The sequence below is a fragment of the Sphingopyxis sp. H115 genome (assembly GCF_001468465.1).
In the GTDB taxonomy this organism is placed as follows: Bacteria; Pseudomonadota; Alphaproteobacteria; order Sphingomonadales; family Sphingomonadaceae; genus Sphingopyxis.
Genome location: NZ_LNSA01000049.1, coordinates 1 through 17,203 on the forward strand (window position 1 = coordinate 1; position 17,203 = coordinate 17,203).

The 17,203-nt window shown below is 66.9% G+C and carries 14 protein-coding genes; 4 read left to right on the forward strand and 10 right to left on the reverse strand.

The features are described from left to right. From ATE71_RS23090 to ATE71_RS20970, 5 genes are all read right to left on the reverse strand, one after another. Positions 1 to 4,128, reverse strand: a 4,128-nt coding sequence (locus ATE71_RS23090) for a beta strand repeat-containing protein (protein WP_414893038.1), incomplete at its 3' end; no start/stop codon positions are given. 41 nt (positions 4,129 to 4,169) lie between these two features. Next, positions 4,170 to 5,990, reverse strand: a complete 1,821-nt coding sequence (locus ATE71_RS20955; RefSeq protein ID WP_152998875.1) for a ShlB/FhaC/HecB family hemolysin secretion/activation protein — start codon at positions 5,988 to 5,990, stop codon at positions 4,170 to 4,172. Between the two features lie 171 nt (positions 5,991 to 6,161). Further along, positions 6,162 to 6,929, reverse strand: a complete 768-nt coding sequence (locus ATE71_RS20960; RefSeq protein ID WP_058805270.1) for a hypothetical protein — start codon at positions 6,927 to 6,929, stop codon at positions 6,162 to 6,164. Then, positions 6,916 to 9,006, reverse strand: a complete 2,091-nt coding sequence (locus tag ATE71_RS20965) for an adenylate/guanylate cyclase domain-containing protein (protein WP_058805272.1) — start codon at positions 9,004 to 9,006, stop codon at positions 6,916 to 6,918. Before ATE71_RS20965 ends, ATE71_RS20960 begins: the two co-directional genes overlap by 14 nt. A 4-nt stretch (positions 9,007 to 9,010) precedes the next feature. Continuing rightward, positions 9,011 to 12,106 (reverse strand): CHAT domain-containing protein, encoded by a 3,096-nt coding sequence (locus ATE71_RS20970; protein WP_058805285.1) that lies wholly within the window; start codon positions 12,104 to 12,106, stop codon positions 9,011 to 9,013. A 211-nt stretch (positions 12,107 to 12,317) separates the two neighbouring features. On the opposite strand from ATE71_RS20970, the gene ATE71_RS20975 reads away from it, so the two are divergent. The 3 genes from ATE71_RS20975 to grxD are packed head-to-tail and all read left to right on the forward strand — an operon-like array spanning position 12,318 to position 13,270. Beyond that, positions 12,318 to 12,644 (forward strand): DUF1476 domain-containing protein, encoded by a 327-nt coding sequence (locus tag ATE71_RS20975; protein ID WP_058805274.1) that lies wholly within the window; start codon positions 12,318 to 12,320, stop codon positions 12,642 to 12,644. 10 nt (positions 12,645 to 12,654) lie between these two features. Further along, positions 12,655 to 12,888: a BolA/IbaG family iron-sulfur metabolism protein gene (locus ATE71_RS20980; protein WP_058805275.1), complete on the forward strand. Its 234-nt coding sequence runs from the start codon at positions 12,655 to 12,657 to the stop codon at positions 12,886 to 12,888. A gap of 49 nt (positions 12,889 to 12,937) precedes the next feature. After that, on the forward strand, positions 12,938 to 13,270 hold the full coding sequence (gene grxD, locus ATE71_RS20985) for a Grx4 family monothiol glutaredoxin (protein WP_058805277.1): 333 nt from the start codon (positions 12,938 to 12,940) through the stop codon (positions 13,268 to 13,270). 112 nt (positions 13,271 to 13,382) lie between these two features. Here grxD and ATE71_RS22340 read toward each other — a convergent pair whose 3' ends face one another. The 5 genes from ATE71_RS22340 to ATE71_RS21000 form a co-directional block, all read right to left on the reverse strand. Further along, complete coding sequence (locus tag ATE71_RS22340; RefSeq protein ID WP_152998876.1) at positions 13,383 to 13,850, reverse strand: hypothetical protein; 468 nt, start codon at positions 13,848 to 13,850, stop codon at positions 13,383 to 13,385. Between the two features lie 34 nt (positions 13,851 to 13,884). Further along, on the reverse strand, positions 13,885 to 14,154 hold the full coding sequence (locus tag ATE71_RS22620) for a hypothetical protein (protein ID WP_160328070.1): 270 nt from the start codon (positions 14,152 to 14,154) through the stop codon (positions 13,885 to 13,887). 94 nt (positions 14,155 to 14,248) lie between these two features. Next, positions 14,249 to 14,713 carry a hypothetical protein gene (locus ATE71_RS20990; RefSeq protein WP_058805280.1) on the reverse strand — a complete coding sequence of 155 codons (465 nt, stop codon included), beginning with the start codon at positions 14,711 to 14,713 and terminating at the stop codon, positions 14,249 to 14,251. A 166-nt stretch (positions 14,714 to 14,879) separates the two neighbouring features. Beyond that, on the reverse strand, positions 14,880 to 15,581 hold the full coding sequence (locus tag ATE71_RS20995; protein WP_058805282.1) for an anti-sigma factor family protein: 702 nt from the start codon (positions 15,579 to 15,581) through the stop codon (positions 14,880 to 14,882). Next, positions 15,578 to 16,066, reverse strand: a complete 489-nt coding sequence (locus ATE71_RS21000) for an RNA polymerase sigma factor (protein WP_058805283.1) — start codon at positions 16,064 to 16,066, stop codon at positions 15,578 to 15,580. The genes ATE71_RS20995 and ATE71_RS21000 overlap by 4 nt, the downstream gene beginning before the upstream one ends. 111 nt (positions 16,067 to 16,177) lie before the next feature. On the opposite strand from ATE71_RS21000, the gene ATE71_RS21005 reads away from it, so the two are divergent. Then, the coding region (locus ATE71_RS21005) for a S8 family serine peptidase (RefSeq protein WP_082665340.1) at positions 16,178 to 17,203 on the forward strand (1,026 nt) is incomplete at its 3' end.

The following is a 17,203-nucleotide window of genomic DNA, read 5'->3' on the forward strand; positions in this document are numbered from 1 at the left end:
GCCCGCCGCGGCATTGGCATCGAAGACGCTGTTCGCGCCGTTGCCGCCGCCCCCGCCGATCCCCGAATTGTCGAATTGCACGGCGCTGCCGTCGATCAGCCCGAGCGTGACCGTCCCGCCGTCATTTGCGGCGATTTCGATCGTGCCGCCGCGTCCGTTGCCGCCGTTGCCGCCCGAGGGGGCGGTCAGTTCGAACGAGCCGAAACCAAGCTGAGCGTTACCGCCATTGCCGCCGATGCCGCTGGTGATGAAATTGGTTTCGACCGCGGTTGCGCTGGCGTCGCCTTCGGCCGCAAAGCGCGATACGCCGCCGTTGCCGTTGCCGCCATCGCCACCGGCCCCGTCGTTCGCGCCGCCACCATTGCCGCCGAGACCCGACGAATCGAGCGTAATCGCCAACTCGCCTGCTTCGAAATCGGTGACGATCGCTTGGGCAAGCCCGCCGAAGCCGTCGCCGCCGTCGCCGCCGTCATTGTGATTGCCCCCGACACCGCCGACGCCCTGCGCAAGGCTGCTCGCGGTCCCGACGCCCCCGATCGCCGTTTCGAGCCCGATCGTCGCGGTCCCCCCGCGGCCGGTGCCGCCGGTGCCGCCAACGCCGACGCTGGTCGCGCCACCGCTGCTGCTCGAGAAAAAGCTGTTGCCGCCGTCGCCGCCGATGCCCGATGCGTCGGCGATCACGCTGCTCGCGGTCGTCGTTCCGCCGGTGACGTTGACCGCGGCGTTGCCGCCGATCCCCTCGGCGCCGTTGCCGGGCGTGCCGGGGACGCCGCTAAAGCTCGAAAAGTTGAAAAAGCCGCCGCCCACGCCGCCGTTGCCGAGCGCCCTGGCCTGAATGACGCTGGCGTCGACCACCGCGGTTCCCGAGATGTTGATCGTCGCGGAGCCACCGCGACCTTGGCCCCCGTCGCCGCCGGGGACGATGTTCAACGGATCGTCGTCGCTGCCCGAAAGCCCATCGCCTCCGAAGCCATCGGCGGTCGCGAAGATATCGGCGCCGGTCAGCGTGCCGCCGCTGAGGTCGATCGTCGCAGTGCCGCCGATGCCGATCCCTGACGTGCCGTCGGCAGATCCGCCGAAGCCATCGGCACTGATACGCATGTCGCTGACAGAGACTGTGCCGCCCGTCTGGGTGAAGCTGGCGGTGCCGCCCGTGCCTGTCGCGCTGCCCGCGCCGCTGCCGCCGCCGCGGCCCGCCGCCGACAGTTCGAGCACGCTCCCGGTAAAGGTGCCCCCCGCAACCTCGATCCGCATCGTACCGCCCTGGCCGTTGCCCGCCGTGTCGAAGGGCAGGCCGGGAAAGGATTCGACGTCGGCTTGCGCCTGCCCGTTGGCCGATGCGAACAGGTCGCCCACATCGATGCGGCTTGCGTTCGCCGTGTCCGCCTCGGTGCGAAGCACAACCGTGCCGCCGGTGCCGGTCGGATTGTTCGTGCCGGGCGTCGCCGCCCCGCCCGTCGTCCCGTCCGCCGAAACGAACGCGCCGCCGCTGCCGAGATCGATCGTCCCGGCGTTCGCGATCATCTGGATCGTGCCGCCGGTTGCCGCAGTGCCTGCCGCGCTGACCCCCGACCGGGCGTTGGCGTTGAAGAGATTGGCGGAGTCGAGCGTCGAGGCGATCTGGCCGCCGGCGCGCGCGAAGAGGTCGATCGTGCCGCCTTGCGCGCTGCCGCCGACGCCTGCGACGTTGACCGTCGAACTGCTGGCGTCGATGTCGAATATTTCGGCCTCGATCGTGCCGCCGTTGGCGGTAAGGTCGACGTCGCCGCCGATGCCGTTGCCGGCGCTTTGTCCGATCACACCGAGCGTGTTGCCGCCCATCGCTTGGATGAAGAGCGTGTTCGCAGCGTCGATCGTGGCGCCGTTCGTGGCGTTGACCGCGACCGTGCCGCCGGTGCCGGTACCGAAATTCTCGCCCGACACGCCCATGCCGACGGCAAAGAGGTTGATGCCGCTGCTGCTTGCGATCGCCGAGCCGTTGGTCGCCGCCAGAAGCACGTCGCCTGCGGCGGCATTCCCCGTCTGACCGGTCATGCCGCTGGTGCTGAGCGCGCCACCGCCCAGCGCCGAGGCGTTGAGCGCGATCGAGGTGGCCTGCGCGTTGACGCCGCCATCGACCGTCAGCGTGGCGTTGCCGCCTGTGGCGTTGCCGCCGGCGGTATTTTCGCCGCCGCTCGCGCTGCCGCCGCGCGCGAGCGCCGACACGAGGACCGCGCCGAGCGAAATGGTCGATGCCGCGTCGGTGACGATGGCCATTTCGGCGGTGCCGCCAGTGCCGGCGCCCGCGTTCAGCGACTGGAAGCCGCCAAGGCTGCCGCCACCGTCGCCGCCGGCCTGCACAAAGCTCTGCGTTGTCGACAGGAAGGTGTCGGTGCCGGTCACCGATATGCGCGCAGTGCCGCCGACGCCGTCGCCCGACTGGGTGAGGCCGATGCCGCCGATGCCGGTCGCGTTGAGCGACAACAGCGTGACGGGACCGACGCTGCCGCCGTCGGCGACTGTCAGCGTCGCATTGCCGCCAATGCCGTCGCCGTTGATCGCGGGCGGGCCGCTGACGAACGTCGAATCGCCGCTGCCGATCGCGTTGATAAAGACATTGCCTGCCGTGAGGTTGCTGCCCGTATTGCGGACCGTGATGCTGGCGGTGCCGCCGCGTCCCGTGCCCGTCGCGCCGCTCGACCCCAGATCGGCGATTCCGTTCGCCTCTACCGTGACGCCCGACGCGGTGACGCTGCCCCCTGTGATGGTCAGGCTGGCGGTGCCGCCCTGCGCATCGCCGGTCACGGCATCGGGCGTCCCCGACGCCGTGATCGCGAGCGACCCTGCCGCGAGGGTGCCACCGTCGACGTTGATCGCGGCGTTGGCGCCGGACTGGATGGTGAAGCTGCCCGTCGCGCCCGCCTGCTGTCCCGCTCCAAGATTGAGCGAAGCGCCGGCATCGCCCGTGAAGCTGCCATTGCCCTCGACGAAGAACTGGCCCTCGGCCGACAGCGGCGTCGGCGAAGACGGCAGCGTCTGCGTCGGGGCGGCGGCAAAGGTGCCGCTGGCGCGCGCCACGACGTCGCTGCGGAACAGCGTGTCGCTGGCCGCGATGTTCGCCGCCGTCGCGTTCACGGGTGCGGCGTCGAGTTCGCCGCCCGTGATATTATAGCCCGCCGACAAGCGGACCGCGCCGTCGGGATCAACCTGCGCCGAGAGCGCGTCGTCATAGCCGATCGCGCCGCTGACCAGCATCGTTACCGCGTCATTCTTGGGAATCGCGACCATATAGATGCGGCTCTGGTCGGTGTCGTCCTGCTGGTGTGCGGGGCCGGTGGTGCTGCCCGTGTGCGTGATGACGTTGCCGCCTTCGGCGCCGACGAGGACGTTGATGTCGAACAGCCCGCTGTTGATACGGATATCGGCCTGTTCGGCGGCAACATAGGCCGCGGAGCCATCGACCCTGACGGCTCCTCCCTGGACGACGCGCGGCGCGACCAGCGCGACATAGCTACTGCCCGGATCGCCCACATTATTCGCATTGATCGCGCCGAGGACGTCGATCGACGCCTGGCTGCCCGATGTGCCGCGAAAGCGGATCGTGTTGCCGGCGCCGAGCAGCCCGCCGGTCGTGTCGATATCGTTGGACGTCAGCACGAGGCTGCCGACGTTGATGACGCCGCTGCTGCCGATCAGTATGCCGCCGGCATTCTGGAACCAGATATTGCCGCCGCGCGGGCCGGTGGTCGAGCCGACATAGCTGTTCACGGTGCCGTTGAGCGCGATCTGGTCGGTGATCGATGCACCCGATCCCGACGTGAAGCGGTTGAGGACGATATAGCCCGACGTGTCGCCGACGAAGTTCAGCGTGTTGCCCGACGGCAGGAAGTCGATCACGCCGTCGACCGGCGCGTTCGACGGAGTCCAGGTGACAATATTCTGGGGTCCGGTGACGTCGACCGTCGACGGGTTCGCGCCGGTGCCGCCCGTGGTGCCCCCGGGCAGGTTGGTAATCGTACCCGATCCCGCCACCTGCGCCAGCGCTGGCCCGCCATAGGCCAGCGCCATCAGCCCGGCGGCGATCGCGCAACTTTCGAACAGGCGCCGTTTTCCGTTGCGGCTCGGCGAGGGGGTGGCGGTGGCACGCATGGCGGTCGTCCTCGATGCAGAGTCATGGGCAAGGGTCATGATCAGCGCGCCCGCACGCCGAATTGGGTCGTCAGCGACACGAGCAGCCGCGGATCGGGACGCTCGGTCAGGAAGCCGCCGCGGTTGAGCGGGACCGCCAGCGTCACGTCGAGCCGGCCAAGATCGCCATAGGCGACGCGCACGCCGCCGCCCGCGGAATAGAGTTTCTGCGGGTTCAGCCCGTTGAAGGCATTATCCTTGTTCCACACCCAGGCGGCATCGAAAAAGGCGAAGGGCTGGACGGCGAAGCTTTTGGTGTTGGCGGGGACGAACGAGCCGTAGCGCGCTTCGAGCGCGACGGCGACGCCTTTGTCGCCGATCACCGTGCCGGGATCGAACCCGCGCCCGACGGTGAAATTGCCGCCTGAAAATTCCTCATAGGCGAGTAGCGGATCGCTTGCCCATTGTGCGCGCGGGGCCGCCGACAGGGTAAAGAGTTTTGCCGGTCGCCATTCGGCCTGCGCGCTGGCGCGGACGAGGAAGGCGTCGGGCTTGCCCTCGATGCGCGTCAGCGGGACCGCGCCGGGCAGGAAACAAGCGGCGCCGGTCGGGCCGCAATCGTCGCTGGCGCCAAGAAAATCGACGCCCTGCCGCAATTCCAAGGAGGTCGAATAGGACCAGCGCGGCTCGGACGGGCTGAACCCGCCGCGCCCCGATATCGATGCGGGATCGATCCAGCTGCCGTCGGCGCGCAGGTTGAACACGCGCAGCCGGTCGCGGTTGAGCGGAACACCGCCCAGAGCGATGTCCTGGTCGATGAGGTCGAGTCCGCCACCGATCGTGATCCGTTCCGCTTGCGTCAGCGTGACGGGATAGGATGCGAACAGGCTGACGACCTGCGTTTTCGATTTGATCGGGAAGGCCGCGATGTCGGGGCGCGTCCACGCGTGGGTGTAGCTGGCGCCGAACCGCAGCCCTTCGCCGCCGACGCGGAACTCGTGCGCAAGCTGCACGACATTCTGCTCGTCGAAATCGGGGGTCGAATAGAAGCTGGCGGTGGTGAGGTCGCCCATGCCGGTCAGCCCCGCAAAGCGGACGCGCGCGGTGCCGCCCCAGCGGCCGACGTCGCGCGATCCGAAATTCTGGGCGTTGAAGTCGAACACGATGGGCGTGCGTGCGACGGTCACTTCGCCGACGACTTCGCCCGGCGCACCGCCGGGGCGCAAGGTCAGCCGCGCGTCCATGCCGGGAATATCGCGCGCCAGCAGCAAATAGCGTTCGGCCTGGGCGACGTTGAACACGGGCTGGTCGTCGAGCCGCGACAGATAGCGTTGCAACAGCCGTTCGTTCGCCCCGGCGTCGCCGCGCACTTCGATCCGCGTCATGCGGGCGGAGAGGATATCGAGGCGGACGATCCCGTCATCGATCGTCTGGGCCGGCACGCGCACCGCCGCAAGATAACCGCGCGATCGCAACAGGGTGGCGGCGCGGTCGCGAATGTCGCACACGGCGGCGATCGGCAGTTCCTGTCCTACCCGATCGGACCAACTGGGCGCGAGCAGGGCGGTGTCGATGCCCTCGACATTCGAAAACTCGACGCCGCGCAGCGTGAAACGGATGTTGGCGAATTCGGGGTTGGCAAGCGGACAGGGCGCGCGTTCGATGCTGTCGTCGGCGGAAACCACCTGTTCGTTCGGCTGGGTCACCGGCGCCAGCACCGGTTGCTGGATTTCCTCGCGAGTCGGGACTTGCGGGGTCGCTTGCGCCAGCGCTGCGGCAGGCAGCGTGGCAGCGACCAGCGCCGCCGAACAGATTGCAGCCCGGCGAATGGCTGCCCTGCCGGGCCGCGCCACCCAAATATGTCCCACTTCCCCCGTGATCATCACCACCCCTTGCGTACGTCGGCGCCGCAAGGCTGCGGCGCCCATTCAAACAGCCCTGCCGGAAACCGGCAGCGCGAATTTCGACCCAAGGAAAGGTTCCGCCTATTGGATGGCGGTTTTCTTCTGATTGGTATCAGATGGCCCCGGCGGGTTCAATGCCGCCCGCGCCGTTCAACCTTGCCCTGCCTCCGCTTCCGACATCGTATCGACCAGCCGATCGAGCTGCGGCGAACAGCCCTTGGCCATCAGCATGTCGATCGAACCTTCGACCGTGTCGGGTATCGTATCCATCGCCGCGAAGCGGACCGTTACCGGCTGCGCGAGCCCGCCGCCCGACAGGCGATAGTCGGTGCCATATTGCACCGGTAGGACGTCGACCGGCCATTTGCGGAAATTGGCGCCGTCGACGATCGCGACCATGGTCTTTTTCCCCGCGCTTTCGATCTCCAGCGCGGTGTCGCCCACCATATTGGGGCGCCACAGCATCAGGGTCGCGGGATCGGCGACGCAGAAGGTGCCGCCTTCGCGATAGTCGAGCAGCCAGAGATTGGGCGCCCGCATATCGGCGGGCTGAGGCGCCGCCGGATCGCCGCGGGTAAACCCGCCGCGCGACCGCATCGTCGGCCCCTTGGCCAGCATGCGCGCCACATTGCCGCCAAGCGACTGGCTGGCCTGCACCGTGCCGGTGGCGCCGAACGTCCCGGGCCCCGAAAGCGTGCGCGTCTTGCCCGCCTGCATCAGCACGACCTTGTCGCCAGCGACCAGGTTCAGCTTGTCGGTCGATTTCAGCTTGGCGCCGGTCGGATATTTGCCGGCGGACGGCCCGGTCGAACGAACGACCATCGACTGCGCGGCGGCGGTGCCGACCATCGCCACCGCCATCACGGCGGCAGCGGCGGTCAGGCCCAGGCGGCGCATCGGCAAGTCAGGAAAGAACATAGCTTTCTCCTCTTTCGGTCTCGTTCAGGCGTTCGATCAGGAACATGATGGATGCATCCTGAGCAAATTCCGCAGCCAGCGCTGTGGCGCCGGTCACATAGGCATTTTTATCGCCCGCGGCGTGCGCCGCGACAAGCGCCGCGATGCGCGCGCGCCGTTCCGGGACAAGATCGGGGCGCGGCGTGAAAAGGTCGACCGGCTGCGCGCGGCCGCGAAGCGTCACGCGGCCCATCGGCACCAGGTCGTCGCGGCCCGATCGCGCCGCCGCCTCGGCCGAAACCAGTACGCCGGTCTTCAGCTCCTTGTTCGCCGCCTCGAGCCGCGACGCGGTGTTCATGCTGTCGCCGAGCGCGGTATATTGGATGCGCCCTTCGCCACCGAAATTGCCGACGATCGCGTCGCCGACGTGCAGCCCGACGCGCGTCATGCCGATCGGGGGAATATCCTCGGCGGCAAGGTCGACGCGGAATTTCTCGCCGGCCTCATACATGTCGAGTGCCGCCGCTGCCGCCTGCGGGCCGTCGTCGGGACGGCTGAGGGGCGCGCCCCAGAAGGCGACGACCGCGTCGCCGACGAATTTGTCGATCGTGCCGCCGTGCGCGAGCACGATGTCCGACAGACGGTCGAGATATTCGTTGAGCAGGCGGGCGACGGTTTCCGGCGTCACTGCATGGCTCAATTTGGTGAAGCCTTCGAGATCGGTGAAGACGCAGAAGATGTTGCGCCGCTCGCCATGCAGCGAGAGCTGGTCGGGATCGCGCATGATCTGCGCCGCGACGTCGACGGGCAGATATTTGCCGAGCGCCGACTGCGCGAAGGCGCGCTGGCGCGACCCGACGGTACGCGCGGCGGTGCCGACGGCGGCATAGCCGAACAGCCAGCCGATCGCCCAGCCAAAGGTGGGCAGGGTGGTCGTGTCGACTCCGCGGCCCTGCAACCAGAAGGGGAAGGCGATGAAAAAGGCCATTTGCCCGAGGAAAGCGAGTGCGACCCAGCGGGCCCGCAGGTCGATCAGGCTGGTCAGCCCGCCCGCGAGGACGATGAGGATCGCGAGCGCCCACAGCGCCGGTCCGGCGATCGGGCGGGTCCAGGCGCCGTCGAGCTGCTGCGCGAGCATATGCGCATGGACCTCGAGCCCGATCATCGTTTCATGCTGCCCCGTGATCGCGTCGGGAAAGCGGCTGAGCGGCGTGTTGAACTGGTCGTTGTCGATGATGTCGCCGCCGATCAGGACATAACGGCCCTTGACCAGCTCGGCGAAGCCCGCGCGCATGTCGGCATCCATCGGCAGCGCGAACGTGTCGATCGGGATGTTGGCGAAAACGGGCTCCTCCTGTCCGGCAGCGGCGCGCGCGGGCACGAGGAACCGGATATTGCCCTGGAAATTCGCGTGCGCCGGATCGACCGGGGCCAGCGCGTTCGACATCAAAGGCGGCAGATTCTTCGGCCGGTCGGGCCAGGTGCGGATCACGTCGTCGTCGTCGACGTGGAACAGCACGCTCGTCGGCTTTGTCTTGTCGGTCGTGACGTCGGCGATGAAGGCTTCGAGGAACTTCTGCTGTTCGTAAAAAATGGTGTTCGGATTGCTCGCCTGCTCGGCATAGGCGAGCCACGTCGGCGTCTTCATCGCGCGCAGCTGCGCCTTCAGGAGATCGTCGTCGGGGCGCGGCGAATCGAACGCGATATCGATGCCGATCGCCTTCGCCCCCATCTGGTCGAGATTGCCGAGTGCGTTCGCGAGCAAGGTGCGGTCGAGCGGCGACCGGATGCCGGTGTTGAACAGCGTCTCGTCATTATACGTGATCATGACGATGCGCTTGTCCTGTTCGACATGCGGCGCCATCAGCGTCGCGCGCGCGTCATAGAGCGCGCGTTCGGCGGCATCGATCAGCGGCATCTGCCAGCTGAAACGCGCGATCAGCACGGCGACGAGCAGGAAAACGATGGTCGCCGCCATCCGCGACGGCCCGAGCTGCATGACGAGCCGGCGCACCCGCTTGCGCAGCGGCACGGCCGCTGGCCGGCTGTCCGACGCGACATCGCGCGCTTCGGGTTGGATCGTTTCGGCTATCGTCATCGGATCAGCGGGCGGCGCGGCCGGCGGCCTCCCCGTTTGCTGCGGCGGTGGTACCGCCGTGGAGCAGCGCCTGCCCGCCGTCGCCGATGATTGCGAAACCGGCCCAATAATAGGGGTGCGAGGTCTGCTTGTCGTCCATCAGCCGCGTCTGCGTCGCCCAAAGCGCGTCGGCCACGCTCGTTCCCTCACGAGCGGCAAACAGGCCGCCGATCAGCCGTTCGGTCGCGTCGAAATCGTCGGGCGCGGGCCAATGGCTTGCGATCACCGATCGCCCGCCGGCGCCAATAAAGCTGCGCACCAGCCCGTCGAGCGCGTTGCCGCCGCCCGACAGCCCCGCTTCGCGCGTGGCGGCGACCGACGCGGCCCCCGCCGTGTCGCACGCCGACAGGATGACGAGGTCGGCATTGATCTTGAGGTCGAATATCTCCTGAAAGGTCAGGAGCCCGTCGGAATCACTCCCACCAAACGAGGTCACGAGCGCGGGGCGTGCCGGGCAGGCGGGCTTGGGCGCGGTAACGAGACCGTGGGTCGCGAAATGGATGATGCGATAGTCGCCAAGGTCGGCGCGAGTCTTGACCGCCGTGTCGGTAAAGGCGCCGCCGGTCAGCAATGTCGCGGCCTCGCGGCCCATGGCATTGCGCGCCGTAACCAGCTCGTCCGCCGAAATCGGGCGCGCCCACAGCGATGCGTCCCACATGCAATCGCTGTCGACGCTGCCGCCGGCCGCGCCGCGGGTACCGAGCGACGGCAGGACGCCGCTGACCGGTTGGTTCTGGCCCAGCCCGAAATATTGTTGCGTCGCGGTCGACGGCGCCGCCTGCCGGGCGTTGCGGAAGGCGAGGGTGGAGACGGCGGTGCTCGGCCGCGTCGTCCGGCCGAGCCAGGCGATCTGGCGCATGTCGAACGGGTCGGCGTCGGGATCGAGCAGCCGCTGTTCATAGGCCGCAAGGCCGGTATCGGCGGTGATCAGCAGGTTGACCGGCAGCCGCAGCATACCGCCGTCGGGTTCGAAGATCAGGTGCGGCACCGCCGGCAGGCGCGCCGCGACGGGGCCGAACAGCTGGCCGTACAGCTTGTATGCGGTGGCGGCGTCGAAAGGATAGGTGACGCGGCGGCCATTCTCGACGATCGAGATGGTCGAGCGGATTGTGTCGACCGCGGTATCGAGCCCCGACGCGCTGATGTCCGATTTCCAGAGCTGCGCACCGCCCTGTTCGATCAGCATCGCATAAACGGCGTCGCCGACAACGAGCATCTTGAGGTAGGCTTCGTCCGCGCGAAGCACCTGCTGCAATTCGGGCAGGTCGAGCTTGCCGGGGGCGACGACGCGATATTGCGGAAAGGCGGACAGCGCGACGATCGTTTCGGCCTGCTGGAAAGCGAGATTGTCGAGTTGCGTCTGGAGGTCGGCGCGTAGCGCATTGACCTCGGGCGACACCGGAAGCTGGGCGAGGCGCGCATCCTCGATCCGCGCGCGTTCGATATCGCGGTTCAGCGTCGTCGCCTGGCGGAACAGTCGCGCGCCTTCGTCGCTGCCGCTCGACAATTCGCGGGCCAGCACGGCTTGCGTATCGGCGACGCCGGGGCGGACCTGCAACTGGCTGGCCACGAAGAAATCGCCGATCGCGCTAGGGTCGGTCGCTGCGCGGCTGGCGAGCAGACGATAATAGGGCGCCATCATGTTCGCCATGCCGGTCGTCGAGCGCTGCGATCCGGCGAGCGCGGTCACGACTTCGCGATAGATGGCGATCGCCTTGTCGTCCTGTCCGCGGCGGGTCAGGAAGGCGGCGTAGCGCGCGCGCGCCGATGCGAGCGCGTTGGTTTCGGGATATTCGATCGCCAGCGCGTGGATCGATTCGAGGAATCGCGCATCGGCGGCGGCATTGTCGCCCAGCGCCTCTTCGGCGAGCGCGAGTTCGCCGAGCATTTGCGACCGCAGCCGGATGATGGAGGTGACGCGCCCTTCGCGGACCGCCAGCGCCTCCGACAGGCCCCGGAGCTGCGCCGCTTTCGCCGCCTGCGCGTCGCCGCGCAGCCGTTCGACGGTGCCGAGCAGGTGGACCGCCTGCGCGTCGATGATCTGCGCGCGTTCGAGCGGGCTCAGCCGTTCGCGGTCGGAGGTCTGCCGGATCGCGCGCGCGCTGTTGCCGCTGTTCACGCCGGCGACGATTTCGGGGGTCAGGGTGATCGCGTTGCCGGACAAGCCGACCGCGCCGGTCATCGGCGGGATCGGCCGCCGCAGCAGCTCGGCGGCGCCGTCGTAATCGCGCTGGTTCAGCGCATGGATCGCGCGGAAATTGCGGCGGAGGCGGAGCTGGACCGGATCGCTTGTCGGCACCGCCTCGGCCTCGGCGAACAGGCGGTCGGCTTCGGAAAATTCGCCGAGGTTCGATTCCTGCAACGCGCGATTGAGCGTGAATTCGGTGGGATCGAGGCCCGCCGACGCCTGCTCTTCGGCGGTGCGGCGCGACAGCGCTTCGAAAAATTCGGCCGCCTCGGCATAATCGCCGCTGTGGTTGCGTCGATATCCTTCCGCCAGCGCCTTGTCGACGTCGATCGTTCCCGCCAGCGTCCGCGCGAAGCCGTCATTGTCGCCGACCGACGTCGTCGCGACCTTGATGACGCCGGGGACGACCTTGCGCTGGCGGATCGATTCGAGCGCCAGGTTGAGCGCATCGCCATAGGCCTCGAAACCCTCGACGGCATAGGTCGTCTCGCCTGCGGCTTCGACGCGCGTCGTCCAGGCGACATTGCTGTCGTGCACGGTGCAACGGCCGTCCTTGACGCAGACGATCTTGCCCGTCCGGCCCACATCGCCGACGATGCGGGCGTGCGCCTCCTCGGGCGTCGCGCGCAGCATGCGGACAGTGCCCACCGGCTGGCTCGCGTCGCGGCAGACGATCGTCCAGGCGCGGTCGAACATGCCCTTGACCACGGTGTCGCGGACGGTGGCCTGTACCTCGCAGAGCGATCCGCCCTGGGCGCCGATCGAAAAGCTGTCGCGAAGCGTGGGGTCGCCGCCCTGCGCGAGCGCGCTGCCGGGCGCGGCCAAGGCCAGCAACGCCAGAAGCGGCGCAAAATGCGGATGTCGAGCGGTCATCACCAATCCCCCAAGCACAAGCATAGAAACGCCGTGCCGACGCTATTGCCGGCAAGGCGCAGTCCTCTATTGCTGCGGTACGACCCATTCCCTGACTGCGGACCCTAAACCCTTCGTAAGCGAAAGGGAAGTGATCTGCGGCACAGGCGGCTTGCGCCGCCGCGGCACGCGACCTATCTGCGGAGGAACATTTCATTCCGGTGAGGACAAGATGAGCGGATTCGACGATCGTGAACGGGCTTTCGAGGCGCAATTCGCGCGGGACCAGGAGGTGCAATTCCGCATCACCGCGCGGCGCAACCGCCTGCTCGGCCAATGGGCCGCCGAACGCATGGGGCTGACCCCCGAAGAAACCGACGCCTATGCCAAGGCGGTCGTTCAGGCCGATTTCGAAGAAGCGGGCGATGAGGATGTCATCCGCAAGCTCGCGGGCGACCTGACCGCTGCCGCCGTCGAAATCAGCGATGCCGAAATCCGCGCGGTGCTGAACGACAAGACCGCCGAGGCGCGCCGCCAGTTCATCGACAGCCAGAACTGAGGCGATAGCGATGGGCATGCGCGAGGACGACCTGCGGGCGATGATCGTCGCGGCGTTTCCCGACGCCGAGGTCGCGATCACCGACCTTGCCGGCGACAATGACCATTATGCGGCGCATGTCGTCAGCGCCGCCTTTCGCGGGATGACCCGCGTTGCTCAGCACAAGGCGGTCTATGCGGCGCTCGGCGGCCGGATGGGCGGCGAACTTCATGCCTTGCAATTGACGACCGCAGTTCCTTCATAGGGACCAGAAGCGAAACTTTTTAGGCGCAGCGCGCCGCCGGAGACATGAAATGAGCGATCCCGCCACCCACGACCGAATTGCCAAGCTGGTCGCCGACAACCCCGTGCTGCTGTTCATGAAGGGCACGCCGCTGTTCCCGCAGTGCGGCTTTTCGTCGCGCGCGATCGCGATGCTCGACCGCCTCGGCATCGAATATGAGACGGTCGATGTGCTGCAGGACATGGAAGTCCGCCAGGGCATCAAGGAATTTTCGGACTGGCCGACGATCCCCCAGCTCTATGTGAAGGGCGAGTTCATCGGCGGCAGCGACATCATGATGGAAATGTGGGAAGCGGGCGAGCTCCACACGCTGATGACGGGTATTCCGGCGCGCGCCGAATAAACAGGCTGTTCGCTAGGTACAGAGCCCGCCGGAGCCTGGGCCCCGGCGGGCTTTCGTTTGTCTGCTTAGGGGGGAAGCGGACGTCATACGATCGGGCCGGGAGTCTCTCCGCCTAGTTTGATATCTTATCAAACCGGCTCACTTTGGTCATTTCCACTTGGCATCCATACGCATTCAAATGACCAAAGCCGTTGTTCGACGTGGCCACCCTGCCAATGCCCTCAATCCAATATGTCCCTTCTTCGGCGATAAAGTTCTGTTTGGTTATCGCGTCCATATCCTTGTTGGCGTTGTCATCGAACTCCAGCCAGCATCGTTGTCTATTGTGAAGGCATGCTGGCGCTTCCGGGGTCGCGGATGATGAACAAAGCTCAACCGAACTTTCCTCAAATGCAAATCGGAAAGGCGCGGCAATTCGCCGTGGATTGCCGTAACCGGAGGCCATTGAAGGCGAACCACTCTGTTCGTTGGCGATCGCCTTCGAGGCGGCCCCTTTCTCTACGTCGCTGCATCCCGAAAACGAGACAATCAAAAGAAGTAGAAAAATTCGGCCCGGTGTCATCCGGTCAAATTGCACCATCGTCGAACCGTCCGCAATCGGTCGTTAGATGACGCTAGCGGACGACCTCATTTGCGGCTTCACTGGCCCGCCCTCCAATAATCCAAAGTGCAAACGCGATGCTGATCGCCGCAATCGGGACACCCCAGATCCACAAGAAATTCTCGAAGGCCGTATTGCACAGACCACGCTGATCGCAGCCCATTTCCAGCAGAAAATTTGAAGTGGGCACCCATAGGATCGAGGCCGCAATCGTGAGCAGAAGCGCAACTTTGCTAAAAAGACTTGCGACCTTGAGGGCCAGCCAATTTAGTCTAGCAATCACGCTATCCTCGACTCCGTCCAAATTGCCATGACGCAGAGCGGAACATAATCGAGTGGCTTAATGTCCACAATCGGTCGTTAGCGGACATCGAAATTCATTCACGGGACCTCAGGTATCTGACCGTTTCAACGCAGCGGTTGGTCAGAGTGCGCGAGAAAAAATCTTCTCCGAACTTCGAGATCCATTCTGACTTGCTATCGGGAAGGGCATTCAGGAGCTTGCGAATCTTCCCGAAAAAATTCCGGTCGACCTCGCCCTCGATGATCTCCGATCCAGTGATGGTCCATGGAAAGTTCGCCGTCGGCATGAAGGTCACAAGGCTGCCAAATTTGAACCGCTTTGATGGTGGACGCAGACGCTCAAGATCTTCCTCGAAAACCACTATCAGGTCGCCCACGACCCTCCGTCTCTGCGTGCTTCCTCCGAGTATTCTGCTCGACCGGGAAGAAAACATCTTCAACGTCGGGCCGCGCTTGAAGACGAGACCGTCAAAATGCTCAAACGAGATTACCTCTAGTCCGCTCTGAATTGCGAGCTGGGCGGCAAGCTTTCGCTGCATTACTCTTCCTCAATGCTGCCGGGTCAGCCTTATGGGGCGCAGAGCGAACATCCGCAATCGGTTGAAGCCGGGCTGGCGGCGGAGCGAGTCGCGAGCTCTCGGCGATACGCGGGGCTTTGGTTTGCAAGACAGCCGTAGCAGGGGGGCAGAGGCGCGCGGCCGAAGGTCAGCGGTGCGTCCAGCCGGTGTCGCGCGCCGCCTTTTCACTGATGGCGTCGAGCGGCTCGCCCTCCATCATCGCCGCCGCAGCCGCAACGAGCTCGCCCGACGAGGCCTGCCGATAATCGGCGCCGTTCTGTCCCGCCATGGTGCGTTCAAGACGCCAGCCATCGCCGTCGCGGCAACCGATGCCGTTCAGCGACCGGCTTTCGAAGCTCCGGCAATAACGGCCGGCGCTGTCCTTGAAGCTGAGGCCGATCCGCACTGCTGCGTTCGACGGCTGCGTCGAGGCGAGCTGCGTGTCGAGCGCCCGGGCGAGCGGCCCCTCGGCGACGATCGTCCCGTTCGCTTCGCCGACGCTGGCGGCGGGTATCCACGGCCGCATCCCCAATGTGAGCCCCAACAGGAGCGCCGCCGCGATGGCCCCCCAATGCACGGGGCCGAAGCGCGCGCGTTTCACCTCGCGGCGCGCCGCGAGGCTGGTATCGACCGCCGCGCCGGGGACCAGCAGCGCGCGCAACCGTTCGGGCACCGGTGCTTCGATAACGGGCGCATAGTGCGCCGCGAGCTCGGCCCGCAGCGCATGGTGCCGGGCGATCTCGGCGGCCAGCGCGGGGTCGCTGGCGGCCTCGCGCTCGATGCGGCGCGCGGTCAGGTCATCGAGTTCGCCGTCGACAAAGGCGGCGACGGTGGCGGGATCGAAACTCATGCGGCTTCCCCCAGCAGATGCATCAGCGCCTCGCGCCCGCGCGCAAGGCGCGAGGTCACCGTGCCGATCGGTACGTCGAGTATGTCGGCGGCTTCGCGATAGGCATAGCCTTCGACGAGGATGAGCAGCACGACCTCGCGTTGTTCGTCGGGAAGGCGCGCCATCGCCCCGCCGACGTCGCCGCGCAGCGCGCCGGCCTCGACCTCGGCGGCGCCATCGCCCGCGATCTGTGTGACCGTTTCGTCGATCGGCGCGTGGACGCCGCGCCGGCCCGTGGCGCGGCGCTCGTCGATCCAGAGGTTGCGGGTGATGCGGTACATCCAGCTGTCCAGTCTTGTTCCGGCTTGCCACTGATCCTGCGATTTCAGCGCGCGCTCAATCGCGGCCTGGCACAAATCGTCGGCGTCGCTAGCATGACGTGCCAGCCCGCGCGCAAAACGGCGCAGGCGGGGCAGCAACGCGACCAGTTCCTCTTCGAAGCGCATTGTGGCCTTTCGCTCAATCGAGGAAGAAACGAGCGGCTTCTATCGTTTCTTCCGCGCCATGCTAAATTTTTTCGGGAACCGGCGCTGCCGCCGGCCCTTGTGAGACTTGCAATGCGATTTTGGGCGATATTATCGGCGATAGCCTGCCTCCTGCTCGGCGGGGCGGGGCATGTTGCAGCGCAGGTCCTCCTGCCGCCGGCGCAATTGCCCGATATCGGGCGCGGCCTGCCGCCACTGTCCGACATCGATCCGGGCAGGCTGGAACCGATCACCGACCGGTTGACGCAGGTTCGGCTCGACCGGATTACGACGCTGCTGCGCCGAAATCGCGACACGGTCGAACTCGACGAGCGCGGCGCGCCGGCGGTGCGCGGTGTGCTCATCGCGAGCGGGGTCGACGCGGCGATGATTGCGCGCGCTGGCAAGGCGGGCTTCGCGTTGATCGACCATGAGCGCATCGAGGGGCTCGATCTCGACATCGCGCGCTTTCAAGTGCCCGGTGGACGAAGCCTCGGGCGTGCGCGCAAGCAGCTTGCAAAATTACTTCCGGGCGCGGCGGTCGATGTCGACCATATCTATTTCGCGAGCGGACCCGGCGGCGCTCTGCCGCACGCCGCGCTTGCGTCTGCGGCGGCGGGCAGGCCGCGCGCCCCGCTTGGCCTGATCGACGGCGGCGTCGCGGCGCATCCCTCGGTCTCGGGGCGCGTCGAACAGCGCGGCTTTGCCAAGGGGGCGCCGTCGGCGAGCCGCCACGGCACCGCGGTCGCATCGCTGCTTGTCGGCAGCGGGACGGTGGCGGGCGCCGCCCCCGGGCAGCAGCTTCTCGCCGCCGATGTTTACGGGCGCGATCCGGCGGGCGGCAACGCCAGCGCGATCGCGCGCGCGCTCGGCTGGCTGGCGCAGCGCGGGGTTGCGGTCACCACGATCAGCCTTGTCGGTCCCGACAATAAACTGCTCGCCGCGGCGGTTGGCCGTGCGCAGCAGCGCGGCATGCTGATCGTCGCGGCGGTGGGCAACGGCGGGCCCGCTGCGCCGCCTGCCTTTCCGGCATCCTATAGAGGCGTGTTCGCGGTGACCGGGGTCGATGCGAAGGACCGCGCGCTGCCCGAGGCGGGACGCGCGTTGCATGTCGACTTC

Coding starts and splice junctions, on each gene's coding strand:
- ATE71_RS20955 (WP_152998875.1), bottom strand. CDS start 5,990: ATGATCACGGGGGAAGTGGGACATATTTGGGTGGCGCGGCCCGGCAGG.
- ATE71_RS20960 (WP_058805270.1), bottom strand. CDS start 6,929: ATGTTCTTTCCTGACTTGCCGATGCGCCGCCTGGGCCTGACCGCCGCT.
- ATE71_RS20965 (WP_058805272.1), bottom strand. CDS start 9,006: ATGACGATAGCCGAAACGATCCAACCCGAAGCGCGCGATGTCGCGTCG.
- ATE71_RS20970 (WP_058805285.1), bottom strand. CDS start 12,106: ATGACCGCTCGACATCCGCATTTTGCGCCGCTTCTGGCGTTGCTGGCC.
- ATE71_RS20975 (WP_058805274.1), top strand. CDS start 12,318: ATGAGCGGATTCGACGATCGTGAACGGGCTTTCGAGGCGCAATTCGCG.
- ATE71_RS20980 (WP_058805275.1), top strand. CDS start 12,655: ATGGGCATGCGCGAGGACGACCTGCGGGCGATGATCGTCGCGGCGTTT.
- grxD (WP_058805277.1), top strand. CDS start 12,938: ATGAGCGATCCCGCCACCCACGACCGAATTGCCAAGCTGGTCGCCGAC.
- ATE71_RS22340 (WP_152998876.1), bottom strand. CDS start 13,850: ATGGTGCAATTTGACCGGATGACACCGGGCCGAATTTTTCTACTTCTT.
- ATE71_RS20990 (WP_058805280.1), bottom strand. CDS start 14,713: ATGCAGCGAAAGCTTGCCGCCCAGCTCGCAATTCAGAGCGGACTAGAG.
- ATE71_RS20995 (WP_058805282.1), bottom strand. CDS start 15,581: ATGAGTTTCGATCCCGCCACCGTCGCCGCCTTTGTCGACGGCGAACTC.
- ATE71_RS21000 (WP_058805283.1), bottom strand. CDS start 16,066: ATGCGCTTCGAAGAGGAACTGGTCGCGTTGCTGCCCCGCCTGCGCCGT.